Source organism: Acinetobacter sp. UBA5934 (assembly GCF_002430855.1).
GTDB lineage: Bacteria > Pseudomonadota > Gammaproteobacteria > Pseudomonadales > Moraxellaceae > Acinetobacter.
This window is the reverse complement of record NZ_DJDC01000131.1, coordinates 11,147-24,585: the sequence shown is the minus strand read 5'-3', so window position 1 is coordinate 24,585 and position 13,439 is coordinate 11,147. Positions and strand designations below refer to the sequence as shown.

Below are 13,439 nucleotides of genomic sequence, written 5' to 3'. Positions count from 1 at the left end.
GTGGTTGAAATTGACTCAAGAAATTCCAAAAAAGTTGCGCAAGAGTTAAATAAAGAACTAAAAAACTTAGAGTCTAGCGGTGATATAGCATCTAAGGGTGTAACAAAAGTTGGTGAGGCTGCTGAAAGTCAAACGCCAAAGCTTAATCAGATGAAGACAGGAATCACTAAGTTAGCTCAAGAGGTAAAACTGGGCTTTGCTGGTATGGCAGGCACTATAGTTGGAACAATTGGCAGCTCGCTAACGATCGGTGCTATCGCAGCCCTTGCAGTACAGACAGCCAATACAGCGGCAGAAATTGAAAGATTAGCCTATCTATCAGGTACCAATACAACCGAGTTTCAGGAATGGGCTGTTGGTGCTCGTGCCATGGGTATCGAGATGGATAAGTTAAGCGATATCTTTAAGGACACACGGGACCGTGTAGGGGATTTTATTTCCACTGGTGGTGGTGAGTTAGCCGATTTCTTTACTGAAATCGCCACTAAAACTGAGGGTGGTGCCAAAGGGGCGCTTGAGCTTGCGAAAGCCATGCGAGAATTAAGCGGGCCACAGGCGCTCCAGTTGTATGTAGACAAACTTAAAGAAGCTGGTGTCTCTCAAAATGAAATGGTCTATTACATGGAGTCGGTTGCTGATGAGGCTACTTCATTAATTCCGTTACTTGAAAATGGGGGTGAAGGTTTTCAATTATGGGCCGAGGCAGCTAGAAATGCTGGCGCAATTATGGATGACGAGACCTTAGCAGCAGCTCAGCGCTTGAAGGTTGAAACTGAATTATTGCAAATGCAGATCAATGGACTGAAGAATCAGTTTATGCAGGCCCTACTTCCAGCACTAAATCAAATTGCAGGCGCATTTCTTGCCACATCTGAGCAAGGCGTTCAATTTAATGGTGTTTCTGAATCGGTAGCAAACACGCTGATATGGCTTTCAAAAGTCGGGATGGGTGTGGCAGCAACGTTTGATATTATTGGTAAAACAATTGGCGGCGCTATTGCTGCAATGTCAGATAAGAATATTACCCATCAAATGGTATTGGATGACTTAGGCAAAACAGTTGATAACTGGGGCACGAAATTTAATAAATTAAATGATCCTAGTTCAAGCAATAAACTGGTCGACTCATTAACCAAGGTGCAGCTTAGAGCAAATCAAGCGAGCAAGGCAACAGCCGCAAGCGCTGTAAATACCTCAAAAATGAAGGAGACATTTGACAAGGCTGCTGGTTCCTCGAAAAAAGTTGCTGATAACACGGAGAAGCTAAGAAGAGAGGCCGAGCGTGCAGCAGAAGAAGTGCGCAGAATTGTTTATGAGTACTCTACGGGGGAGGATAAAAAAAGGCTAGATCTTGAGAAAGAGATTAGCCACCTCAGAAAATACGGTATGGAGCAATATGTTGCTTTGGCGCAAGCTAGACATCAAGAGGAAACTAAGCTTATTAAGATGAAGTTTGAGTATGATTTGGTTGAGCATCGCTTAACTGAAGAACAGAAACTTCGTTTCTCTAGCAACATTAAAGAGCAGGAGATTAAAGCGGATGCCGAACTCACCAAAGAACAGCGAAATCTAAAGCTCGACTCTCTAAACGATCAATTTAACCAAGAGCTGGGTTTAATTAAACTTGCGAATGAAGAGCGCTTATTCCAACTACGCGAATCCCTCATGTCCGAAACCGCAGCCATGCAGGAGCGTTATCGCTTGGAGCGTGAGCAGATTCTCCTGAACTCCAAGTTAAGCGAAGACCAGAAAAAGCGTGAAATTGCTTTAAGTAAGGCTTTGCAGCAAGAGGAAAGTCGTAAACGTTTAAATAGTGCGGTTCAGCAATGGGGTAGTATTCAAGCTGATATGAATGGCTCTTCAGATCAATTTAATTTAGATCAGGAGAGATTCAGCCGAATTGATGCTTCTCAGGCTTTGTTTGATGCAGAGCTTGCTATGGCTGGGGAGAACTACGCGCGAAGAGAAGAGGCTTATCTTGCTCACGTAGAGCGAATGAATAATATTGAGACCAACTATCAAATGTCATCAATGCAACTTCAAGCCAGATACGGAGAAGATATCACAGGCTCGATGGCTACGATGTTTAAGGCTATGGGTGGTGAGCAATCAAAAGGCTACCAGGTGATGTACTCAATTTCTAGAGGATTTGCAGCTGCTCAAGCAGCAATCTCTATGGTTACAAACATCGCCAAGGCTTCAGAAATCGGCTTCCCTCAAAACATTCCCATGATTGCAGGGGCAATGGCACAAGGTGCATCGATAATGGCTATGTTAAGTGGAGCTCAAGAACCTTCAGGCTTCAAATCCGGCGGCTACACAGGCAACTACGGTGTAAACCAAGAAGCAGGCGTGGTGCATGGTCAAGAGTATGTATTAAACGCTGCAGCAACTCGTCGTGTCGGTGTTGATACCTTAAACGCCATCAACAACGGTGGAACTATCCAAGCTGAGAAGCAAGCACAGGCGAATGTAAAGGCACAATCTCAATCACCTCAAATCATTGATAACCAGCTACGAGTTGTAATGGTTAAAGATGAGAGTGAGGCTAAAGATATGCTGTATGGGCCTGATGGTGAAAAGGCATTTCTTTATCACATGAAGCGGAACAAAAGTAAATTTGCATAAGCCTACTTCGGTGGGTTTTATTTTTATCAATTTCAGGAATTTAAAATGAAAACATTAATTGCGTTTGGTGTGGGTATTGCTCTTGGGTTTTGCCTTAAAAAGGCAGAGAAGGCTAAAGAGTCAAAATTCATCATAGTTGATGATCGTGATTCTATTGGTGAACATCTGTTTAGTGATGAAGGTAAAGAGGCTTTTAGGAAATATCTTGAGAAAAATAAAAACAACCTATAAAACCGATCCAATCAAGGGTGTTAAGCGGAAAGTATATTTTATTGTTTTTCTGAACGAGAACTTAACGTATACTTTCTCAAAATTTATAATAATTTGTGAATTTTAAATATGTCCTCACCTTTACCGCAAACTAAGCTTAATGAAGTTATTGAATACTTTGGAGCGCCAGGGTTAAAAGACTTTCGGGCATTTAGCTTGGTAGGAAAAAAGAAAGTAGAGCTTAAGAAGGCCATGGCTTCTCTTCTCCCTAAAGATCCGATTTTTGCTCATACAGGACTGGGGGTTATATATATTTATGACAATCAGGAACAGCTTGCATTATCAGAATTTAAGTTGGCATATGAAAAATCTGGAGGTGGGACAGCTCAATCAATGCACTTTGCGAATGCTTTATTTATATATGGCAAGTATGAAGACGCAATCGAAATATATTTAGAAGTTATTAAAAATAATAGAAATGATAAAAATCTATTCGTTCAGATTATTAAAAGATTCTCAGATTTCTGTTTTTTTGATGAGCTAGAAAAAGTTCTTGAAATTTCCTATATTTCAAGAGAATTGCCCGCTAATTCAGAGTCCGATATTACTGATGCATATCAACTTAAAGAATTCTTGGATACGTTTGGTATACCTAAGGAATTCTATAGAGATATTAGAGGCTCCATAGATCGAGTGTACTATGAGTTTTTTTCGCTGCCTACAACTTCAGATGTAACTACATATCTTGATTGGGAGTTGCAAAGCTACACATTTACATCTGATATTGACAGTGATTTATTGATAGACATTCCAAATACAATAGCTGATATGAATGACTGCCTTCAAGACCTCCTTGTGGATGTTTATGAGAAACATGGAATTCGCTTTGGTTCCAATCAAGATCGAATAACTGTTTACTTCAATTTGGTTTCTAAGGATTTGAAATGAAAATTGAAGAAATTGAATCTATTGCTATTGCCTTGGAGGAGCTTGAAATAAATGGTACCTGTAAAGAAGCAATACAGCGCACAAGTTGCAGCAAACATTACTATCATCTCTTCCATGTTGTGACGGTATTTTTCCAAGCTAAATTTGAAGAATTCTACAAATCTAGTGGTGGTGCAACTCATAAAGCTATAAGAGTTTGTTGTGAGCTTCTAGCTGAGCACTTTAATGATAAAGATTTTAAAAAATTAGCTTTAAAACTTAAGACATTGCACGATATAAGAGTTTCTGCTGATTATCGTTTAGTGGACAATTTTAATGCGAATAATTTATTGGTGATGAAGAATGAAAAAAATAGGGCAATCTTATTAATCGAATCACTGCACAATAAGTATTCTGCAAACCTATCAAAACAGGCTTAAGAAAAATAGAAAAAGCCGACCCAATACGAGGTCGGCTTTTTAATACCTGAAATTCGAGGACAAAATGAAAATACAAACATCATATGGCGAGGTGCACGTATTAACAAATTGCCCTCTATTGAGTTCAACCGAGCGCCTGGAGTGGATGACTGAAGTTCATGAGGCGGATGATGGTAGTGAAGAGCGCTATCCGCTGCGCGACACACCCCGGCAGATTCTAAGCTTTAACTACACACAGATGCGTAAAGCCATGGGCGATATGTTCCATATGCTGTCTGCAAATTTACGCGGGCAGTGGGGTATTCCGCTGCGACAGGTTAAACGAGTCATTCCTGATATGGTGGATGATGACTACATCATTCTCGATACGACAACCACCATAGCCGACCTTAGAGTCGGTTTTGCTTTTATTGAGAGCAAGGAAGGTGGTCAGGTTGTCGAGATTACTGAACGCGGTCGCTACATCATTATCCAGGAAGAAATTAGAGATCCTGAAACCGATGAGATTATTCAGGAATTAGAAACTGAATATCAAGACGGCTTTCGCTTAGCTGCAAATATTACCACGACCAATGCAGTGATGATGCCGCTACGGATCTGCATCATTGATGGCGATGCTTCAATTAATGCCGGTGGTTTTTGGTCCAATGCATCAATGGTTTTTCGTGTACTGGCAGAGGATTTGCCAGAACATTCTGGTGATGTTCCGGACCAGTACAAAGACCAGGATATTTACTTTAAGCCTTTGCTGCTGAATGGCGACTCTATCGAAATTACCATGAGTCAGCATCAAAACGTAGTTGATAATGATGTTGGTGGCTTTCAGTCATTTACTCATCACGCCAAAGCCAAGCAGTCCAAGCCGTTTAAGTCACTTATTCGAAGCTGGGATGAGTTCCAGGAATTTAGACGATTCCTGTTTCGTCGCGGTGGCCGTTATCGTCCATTCTGGTTGCCGCTATATGAGCGACATTTAAATATTTTAAACACTGGCAATATCGCCACCAGCTTAAGCACCAATACCAAATATCTGGTTGAAGTTGGCCGGAATTACATTGCAGTGAAGCGTAAGAATGGCACTTGGACAGCGCATGAAATTACTGCGCGAACTGGTGGCTCATTAACGATTTCACCTGCCATCAATGCCCAGCGCAATGATATTCAAACCATCTGTTATATGGGGCTTTATCGCTTTGATGCCGACCAGATTGAGTTTCAATTTTTAGGTGTCGGTATTTCTCAAGTCACCATTCCCATTCTGGAGTTAGAAAGCTAATGGATATCAAAGTTGAGCTTTATCAATTCAAGCATGGGGATAAAGTCTGGTATTTCACTAATCATCGAAAGGATGTCAATCATGGTGGAATTACATATAAATCGGTGCGCGGGTTAGACCGGGAATCGATTGAGGATGCCGACATTGACAAGTGCGAGATTGAAGTCACTTTCCCTCAAGGCGTCTTTAAGAACGAAGCTGGTGACAACTTCACCAGTATCTTCCTAAACAAGATTTACTTTGAATCGGTTTATCTCACCATTCTTGAGCTTGAACAGAATGAAACGCTGGTTCTGTTTATGGGCCGTGTAACTCAGCCGAAATTCAATGATTCAGAAGACACTATGAGCCTGGTGTGCTCAACCGGTGAATCTTATCTAAACCGGACCATCCTGACGCGTAAGTTTCAGAAAACCTGTCCGAATTCCATTTATGACCGCTGGTGTGGTTTGAAATTTGAAGACTGGGCGTTTGATGTGACCGTAACAGCAATCAATGGTCTGACAATCACATTCACGGTAAATCCAACTCAAGTCAAAGATGCAGAAGGCAATCTGGTCTTTGAGCAGATTCCTGTTCTGGATGAGCTGGGGCAACCGGTTTTAGATGGAAATGGTCTACCAACTTATACCAATGGTGATCCAGTCATGGAAACCAAAACCTATGAGGCTGGTTATCTCAACCGTGGACTGTTTAAAAAGCTCGGTGTTTATACCTTCATTGTTGGGAATACCCCAAATTCAGTGACTTTATATCGTGAGCATGTGGGCTTAAAAGTGGGTGATGTAATCCAGCTGGCACCCGGGTGTGACCAGTCCCTTAAAACCTGTGATTCAACATTCAATAATGCTGCCCGATTTGCCGGGCATCCCTATATACCGAGTGAAAATCCGGTGATGACACAATTAATTAAGTAGGTGTGAAATGGTTGTCCCATTATGGCTTATCTATGCAGCAGTAGCATTTGCGGCTGCAATAGCGGTTTACTCTTATGTTCAAATGCGCAAAATGCAGAAGAAAAATGGTCAGTCTGCTAATCAGCTGGATGGAACGATTGCAGATGAAGGTACCTCATTTAGCGACATTGCCGGCAGTCCACATATGTATGGAAACATCACTCATCTCTGGGGCAAAAGCACCACCCCGATTAAATCCAATGGCGGTAAATAATGAGAATTTACATGTCTGATTTACGAAAAGCCAAAATGTGTGCTCGCGGATCGCGGGCATTTTTTTTGTCTCAAGGTTGGGATTGGCAGGATTTTTTGGCAAATGGCATTGATCTTGAAGTTGTAAAAGCATCAAAGGATGCCATGGCTTTGCAGATTGTAGAGGTGGTAGAAAATGGGCGGAAGTAGTGATCAGGTTATTGGTTATCGGTATTTCACAAATTTGCTTTTATTTATTGGCAATCCAATCGAAAAAATGCTTGGCATTAACTTCGATAAGCGCGGATGGCATACACCATTAATTGATAAAATGGGTAATCCTTTACAGCAGGGGTCTATTAGCCAGCCGTATCTATATGGTGAAAATGAAGGCGGGGTTGCTGGTGTAGTTCATGCCCGCTATGGCACAGATGACCAAGAAGTATTGCCATTTTATAAGGAATATATGGAGTCGAAAGGATTGCAGGCATCTGCATATCCATTTCAATCATATTTAGCCTTTACAGGGCTGGGCAAGGTCAATACAGGTAATGGCTGGATAGATGGTGCTTTTGGTGCATTGGCAGGCTACATGAATGAAGCATTTTACGTCGGTAACTCGGGCTACATGAAAGAAATGCTGCTATGGCCAAGCCGGATTCATGTTCGAAATGATGGCAGGCCGCAGTGGTATGATGCGAAAGCTGAAATTTCCGACTTCATAATGCCTGACAACCTTCCAAGCTGGGCTGATTTCTATGATTCATCTTATACAGCAGACTATAGACTGATAGATGGTACTACTGTGTCTAGTAGTGGCTTGGTTAAAAATGGATTCGGCTTAAACTTTGGGGATAATCCCGAAATAGGAGATTCCTTTGGTGGCACCATTCAATTCAATACCGGTGGTCATATATATTGTTTTTTTGCAACGCAAACGAATAATATTAAAGTAGATTTACCACCAGACATCACTGTTTCGAAAACTATTTTATACAATCAAAATAAAAGTATTGGTTCGGATCTTTTTCAGACTATTTGCTATTTAGAGATAGCATCTACCGGAGGTTTTATTGTAGATGTTTCATCTTCTATGAGTGATGGATTAGCTCGATCATTAATCACTTCAAGATTTAGTTCAGAGCCATTTGCTGAATCTCCGCCACCTCACGGAATAGATATCAATCCAATCCATAAAATTCGCGAAATTCTTACTGATGACACAGCGATGAATAAGCCTGAAACATCGGTAAATGATGTGAATTTTATAAGAGCTGCAGATCGAATTTATGATGAAGGATTGGGTATTTCATGTGTATTTACAGAAAAAAACTGCCTGGATGCGATTAATGAGATTTGTTATCACATTGAAGCCGGTATTCGCGTCAACCGTCAAACCGGTCTTTATGAAATGGTGTTGTTCCGGGATGACTGGTTTGAAGAAAATGAGATTCACACCATTGCCGAAAACAAGATCAAAAAAGGTAGCATGCAGTATGAAATTACCAATGCTGATGAGGTGGTGAATAAGCTAAACGTAAACTACTACGACCGGGAAAATATTAAGAACTCATCTTTTTCTCTTTCTGAAAGTGGCCTGATACAAACATTAGGTCGTGAAAATGCTGAAACAGTAGATTTTCCATATTTCATGAAAATGCGCAATGCGGAAATTGTTGCAAACTGGAAACTTAAAATACTTTCAACGGGCGTTTTAAAGGGTTCATTCACAACAGGCTGGCGTGAAGCGCGGAAATGGAATCGTTATGACCTGATCCGTTTGCCATGGTCTAGGCGCTGGGCTGAGCCTATCGTAGTGTGCATCATGAATATCAAACTTGGCGGCCCAACTTCTAATGAGGTTTCTATTGAGTGGGTTGAGGTTGTTCCATCCACAGGCATGATGAATACAACCATTGCTGCTGATAATCCAATTGATACACAACCCGAAGCAGCAAAATCATGTAAAGCAAAAGTTTTTGAGCTTCCTTATTTTGAGGCTGTTCAGGCATTTGGTGAGCGTGAAGTTGAGATCGAACTTGCTGATAATCCAGAAGTGGGTTATTTGTGTGCTATAGCTGAAAAGCCTCAAAACAACTCGCTAAATGCTGCTTTGCATGTGGATAATGGAAACGGGTTCGAACGTGTCGCAACAGTTAATTACTGTGAAACTGCTTATTTAGATCAAACTATTGATCGTATAAGCAGCACATTTGTAGTTAAAAATGTTGGAAATATTGCGTCTGTGCGAGTTGGCAGTCAGATTTTCATCAATGATGAGACGATGGTTTATCAATCTTATGATGCTGAAACCAAGGTTTTAACTGTGAAGCGCGGAGCGTTTGGGGTACCGCAAATTCACACTGCTAATTCAATTCTGTATTTTGCTGATGACTTTATCGCTGTAGGCCAAACGCTCTATGTTGATGGTGAAATCGTTGAAGCAAAAGTATTGACTACAACTCCAAGTGGGGTGCTTGCTTTGGTTGATGCCGCAACACATGTGGTTGAATTCAATGCTCGCGCAATCCGACCTTATCCACCAGCTAATGTAAAAATTAATGGTGAATATTGGCCCCTATTTATTGATGAGCATCTAACTTTAACCTGGGCACACCGTAACCGTGTGCAGCAAACAGGCGGGCATATTTTAGGATGGTTTGATGGAGGCGTAACTCCTGAAGCTGGTGTCACCTATACGGTTAAAATTTATGATGATGAGACGGATCTGACTATTCATGAAGTTTCTGAAATTACAGCAAGCAATGTCGTGATTGATGCGCAATTTTTAGCACCAAGAACAAGACTTGAACTATTTTCTGTCCGCGGTGGTTATGAATCTTTTCATAAATTTATACATGTATTTGCTACTGAAGCTTTAGATGCACCCTACAACTTGAAATTACTTTATATCGCCGATTTGCAAGCACCTTATGATTTGAATCTGGAGTACTTATAATGCCGTCAATTCGTGCAACAGCATCACATGATGGTGGTGCTGAAAGTTTTAACTTATATCGTGACACTGTTGCTATTGATCCGCTCAATCCACCGACACCAATCGCAACAGGACTTTTAGCGTGTGATTATACAGATACAACTGTAGTGGACGGCAACACGTATCACTATGCATTTGCTGCTGTTCGTGGTGCTGAGCTTTCTTTTAGTCAAAGTAAATCAATCTATGCTGATTCTATTCTCGCAAAACGTGTCATTGCTTTAACTTTTGATGCTTTATTTGAAGATAATGGGGTGACTCAACCGACATGGGGGTGGAGTGCAATTTTACCGACTTATGAAAATGATTATGCGGTTTTTGATGGTACTCCATATGTTGATGTTTTAAGTGATGCCTTAAATTTCGGGACCAAGGATTTTACGTTTGAGTTGGAAATATATCCTACAAATTTAACATCATATCGCATGTTACTTGGGGCAAAACAATATACGCCCTATGTTCAATATGGCTTTAATGGTTCACAATTGTTTTTCAATGATCAATACAATAATGTCTCATTAAACTGTTCTTATTCATTTTCTATCAACAACTGGTACAACATTAAACTATCCAGAAATGGAAACACACTGAGTTATAGGGTTAATGATGTGCTTGTGGACTCAATAGATATCACTGGAAAAAATGTAAATCTAAATGTTGGAGGCTGTCGTTTCTTTGGGATTAACTGGTCATCAACAGCCGGATTTATAGGGCGATGCAGGAAGCTAAATATTTTTAAAGGCATTTATGTTTAATAACACCCAATCGGGTGCTTTTTTATTGTCAAAATTTAGGGGGCGGCATGTCTGAAGAAACATACGGAATCAGACTCGAAAAGAAAATTGACAATATGCAGTCAGATATCCGCATGTTGTCAGATCACGTAACGCGCTTGACTTTTATTAATGAGGCTCACAAAGAAACCAGTGAACAGAACAGAAAAGAGATTGATGCGCTCGATATTAAAGTTTTAGCGCTTGATAAAAAATCAGCATCTCAGGATGGTGGTATTTCCATGCTTCGCTATTTGCTGGGTGCATGTGGGGGAATCATTGTGGCCGCTTGCTTTTGGGTGGGATCTTCAATTATTCAACTTTCAAAAGACACTTCATTACTTAATGAAAAACTTACACGACTCGAAACTGACGTTCAAAACTATAGGGGTTACAAATGAAATTAATTGAAGATTGGAAACAGGCTTGGAAACTCAAGTCGGTACAAGTAGGCGCAATTAGCGCCTTTTTTTACGCCTTTATGTATGCAGCTTTTGAATTGCTGTGGCAGTTTGGCACATATTTTCCACAAGTGTGGGCTGTGGTGCCGGAAGAAATTAAGCAGTTGTTGCCACATTCATGGGTAGCTTGGTTAGGTTTTTTAAGCAGTGTTTTGGGTATTTTTGCACGATTAAAAGCACAACCGGAATTGCATGGTGATAACGATGACTAAAAAAATAACGAATGATCAAATTGCGGCACAGGCCAAGGCACTCGGTATTGAAGTTGCTGCCTTAAAAGCAGTAATGGAAGTTGAGTGCAAGGGGTCGGGTTTTAATACGGATGGCTCGCCAGTTATTCTTTTTGAACGTCATAAATTCTATGAAGGTTTGCGAGCAATAAACTGGATTACCAAATCAAATGAATGGTCTCAACAATACCCCGACCTTTGCAATCCATCACCAGGTGGCTACGGTAAATTTTCAGAACAGCACAATAAACTGGAAAGAGCATCAAAGCTGAATCGTGATGTGGCGCTTGAATCATGCTCATGGGGATTGGGTCAGGTGATGGGATATCACTGGAAAGCTTTGGGCTACTCAACTTTGCAAATGTTCATTAATGCTATGTACAAGGATGAAGCCTCACAGCTTGATGCCATGTGCCGATACATCAAAGTAAATAATCTTGTGAATGCTCTAAAAAATAAGGACTGGAAAGCGTTTGCGAGAGGTTACAACGGCAGAAATTATGCGATTAATAAATATGATGTGAAGTTAGCTGATGCGTATAAAAAAGCCCTCAAGTGAGGGCTATTCTAGTCCCGAATTCTAGTCTCCATTTAGTCCAACCTGTTCGCAATCTCGCTTGCAGTGGCATTGTAATAAATCATAAGACTTCTTAAATCCTTGTGACCAATCATCCGCGCTAAATCTAATACTTCCAATTTTTGAGCAAGCCTAGTGCATGCTTCATGTCTTGAGTCGTGAAAATGTAAATCGTCTATTTCACACTTATCTCGCAACTTCCTCCAAAGCGTATCAAAACTAGAATCTTTCACTGTGAATACCTGGTGAGTGCTTAAACCTTTCATTAATTCAAGCAACTCAACTGCACGTTTTGACAGTGGCACATGCCGCTTAGTTCCGTTTTTGGTTTCATTCAAAGCCACATATCTGTTTTTTAAATAAACTCGGTCCCAAGTTAAACCACGAATTTCTCCAGCACGCATTGCGGTTTCAATCGCCAGTAGAAAAGCAATCATAATTTGCTGTGTAAAGTTCCCGGGTGTTTGTTCGTTAAAATCAGCAGCAAGACAAAGCCTGTAAATTTCATCTTCCGATATACGCCTGTCTCTATGCGCGGGCGGTGGTGGCATCTTTAAATCACTCATTGGTGAATCATAAACCCACTTCCATTCTGTGCGAGCAACAGTGAACAGGGCAGATAAAATATTGCCTTCACGCCTAACAGATGCAGGCTTAACACTTTTAAGCCTTGAATCTCGCCACACCACAAAATCATCAGTCGTAATTTTAGCAATGTGCTTTTTTGCAATCTTTGGAAAGTTTTTTTGAAATGCTCTAAAGCGTTTTATCTCGGCATCGCAACCTTTGTGCTTTGGGCACACTTCTTCTATATATCTATCAATTGCACAATTTAATGTATAATCAGGAAGCTTTCCGCGTGATAACTCTCTTAATTCAGTTTCACGTTTTGATGCCCATGCGCGAGCCTGAGTCTTAGTATCGAATGTCGCACTTTCCCGAGTACCATTCACACTAATCTCAACTCGCCAGGCATTACCCCTTTGTCTAAAGGTGGCCATATTATTCTCTCTAAAATGTTGTGGCGTAAATTTGGCGTAATCAATTTAGAATGAATAATAAGGAATAATGAGATAACATGTAACTAGTCACATTAAAATGACTCGTTAAACCAATAATAATAAAGAAAAAATTAGATAAAATTAGAAAAGATGAAAAAACACTAAATTAGCGAAAGTGCCCGCTGAGCGCACCATTTTCTTGTTTCATCCCTTCCGATGTTATCTGAAAATCATTTAAAATAAATAACTTACGCAACTGGGTTGTCCGATACTATCCAAAGGCGTTTAAGGATACCGTAATCTTTTACGGTACATTCCATTTCTGAAAAAATATACCGTAAAAAATGCCTAAATTAGTTATCAGTCTGACTGACTCAAAAATTAAGTCTGCAATATCAATGCAAAAGAAATCATTTGAAAAAAATATCAAGCTTTCAGATGGTGGTGGTCTTTATTTATTGTTAGATAAAAAAGGTGGGGCATATTGGCGTTTTGATTATATTCGCCCAATCTCTAAGAAAAGAGCCACTATAGCTATCGGTATTTATCCAAGTTGTACATTGGCCAGCGCTCGTGCAAAACGAAGTGAGTTTAGAGAACTGCTTGCGCAGAATATTGACCCAGTAATTCAAAAGCAAGATAAACAGTCCCAATGTCGAAATAATAGTTTTAGATCAGTAGCAGATGAACACCGTAAGAATGAAGAGCTAGAAGCAAGTACACAACGTCGGAATCAGTTTGTCTGGGATAAGCTTTATGCGGCTATTGGC

At 40.5% G+C, this 13,439-nt stretch carries 15 protein-coding genes; 14 read left to right on the top strand and 1 reads right to left on the bottom strand.

From position 1 onward, the window contains the following. The 13 genes from B2Y23_RS08955 to B2Y23_RS08895 form a co-directional block, all read left to right on the top strand. On the top strand, positions 1 to 2,628 hold a 2,628-nt coding region (locus B2Y23_RS08955), incomplete at its 5' end, for a hypothetical protein (RefSeq protein WP_291370329.1). A 45-nt stretch (positions 2,629 to 2,673) separates the two neighbouring features. Next, a complete protein-coding gene (locus B2Y23_RS08950; protein ID WP_291370327.1) occupies positions 2,674 to 2,859 on the top strand; it encodes a hypothetical protein in 186 nt (61 codons plus the stop codon). Between the two features lie 108 nt (positions 2,860 to 2,967). Next, positions 2,968 to 3,786 (top strand): tetratricopeptide repeat protein, encoded by an 819-nt coding sequence (locus tag B2Y23_RS08945; RefSeq protein WP_291370325.1) that lies wholly within the window; start codon positions 2,968 to 2,970, stop codon positions 3,784 to 3,786. After that, positions 3,783 to 4,205, top strand: coding sequence for a hypothetical protein (locus B2Y23_RS08940; protein ID WP_291370323.1), 423 nt, complete (start codon positions 3,783 to 3,785; stop codon positions 4,203 to 4,205). The genes B2Y23_RS08945 and B2Y23_RS08940 overlap by 4 nt, the downstream gene beginning before the upstream one ends. Before the next feature lie 64 nt (positions 4,206 to 4,269). Then, positions 4,270 to 5,481, top strand: a complete 1,212-nt coding sequence (locus B2Y23_RS08935) for a hypothetical protein (protein ID WP_291370321.1) — start codon at positions 4,270 to 4,272, stop codon at positions 5,479 to 5,481. Next, the gene (locus tag B2Y23_RS08930) at positions 5,481 to 6,398 is read left to right on the top strand and encodes a phage BR0599 family protein (protein WP_291370319.1); all 918 of its coding nucleotides are present in this window, start codon (positions 5,481 to 5,483) and stop codon (positions 6,396 to 6,398) included. The genes B2Y23_RS08935 and B2Y23_RS08930 overlap by 1 nt, the downstream gene beginning before the upstream one ends. 7 nt (positions 6,399 to 6,405) lie before the next feature. Next, positions 6,406 to 6,651 (top strand): hypothetical protein, encoded by a 246-nt coding sequence (locus B2Y23_RS08925; RefSeq protein WP_291370317.1) that lies wholly within the window; start codon positions 6,406 to 6,408, stop codon positions 6,649 to 6,651. Between the two features lie 11 nt (positions 6,652 to 6,662). Beyond that, positions 6,663 to 6,839: a hypothetical protein gene (locus B2Y23_RS08920; RefSeq protein ID WP_291370315.1), complete on the top strand. Its 177-nt coding sequence runs from the start codon at positions 6,663 to 6,665 to the stop codon at positions 6,837 to 6,839. Next, positions 6,826 to 9,588: a hypothetical protein gene (locus B2Y23_RS08915; RefSeq protein ID WP_291370313.1), complete on the top strand. Its 2,763-nt coding sequence runs from the start codon at positions 6,826 to 6,828 to the stop codon at positions 9,586 to 9,588. The genes B2Y23_RS08920 and B2Y23_RS08915 overlap by 14 nt, the downstream gene beginning before the upstream one ends. Then, positions 9,588 to 10,382 carry a LamG-like jellyroll fold domain-containing protein gene (locus B2Y23_RS08910; RefSeq protein ID WP_291370311.1) on the top strand — a complete coding sequence of 265 codons (795 nt, stop codon included), beginning with the start codon at positions 9,588 to 9,590 and terminating at the stop codon, positions 10,380 to 10,382. The genes B2Y23_RS08915 and B2Y23_RS08910 overlap by 1 nt, the downstream gene beginning before the upstream one ends. 47 nt (positions 10,383 to 10,429) lie before the next feature. Then, complete coding sequence (locus B2Y23_RS08905; protein ID WP_291370309.1) at positions 10,430 to 10,801, top strand: hypothetical protein; 372 nt, start codon at positions 10,430 to 10,432, stop codon at positions 10,799 to 10,801. Beyond that, positions 10,798 to 11,073: a hypothetical protein gene (locus B2Y23_RS08900; protein WP_291370307.1), complete on the top strand. Its 276-nt coding sequence runs from the start codon at positions 10,798 to 10,800 to the stop codon at positions 11,071 to 11,073. The genes B2Y23_RS08905 and B2Y23_RS08900 overlap by 4 nt, the downstream gene beginning before the upstream one ends. Beyond that, entirely contained in the window at positions 11,066 to 11,650 is a 585-nt protein-coding gene (locus B2Y23_RS08895) for an N-acetylmuramidase family protein (RefSeq protein ID WP_291370305.1), read from the top strand. The genes B2Y23_RS08900 and B2Y23_RS08895 overlap by 8 nt, the downstream gene beginning before the upstream one ends. Positions 11,651 to 11,682: 32 nt before the next feature. Here B2Y23_RS08895 and B2Y23_RS08890 read toward each other — a convergent pair whose 3' ends face one another. After that, positions 11,683 to 12,669, bottom strand: coding sequence for a site-specific integrase (locus B2Y23_RS08890; protein ID WP_291370303.1), 987 nt, complete (start codon positions 12,667 to 12,669; stop codon positions 11,683 to 11,685). Positions 12,670 to 13,013: 344 nt separating this feature from the next. Between B2Y23_RS08890 and B2Y23_RS08885 the strand changes: the two genes are divergently transcribed. Continuing rightward, on the top strand, positions 13,014 to 13,439 hold a 426-nt coding region (locus B2Y23_RS08885), incomplete at its 3' end, for an integrase arm-type DNA-binding domain-containing protein (RefSeq protein WP_291370301.1).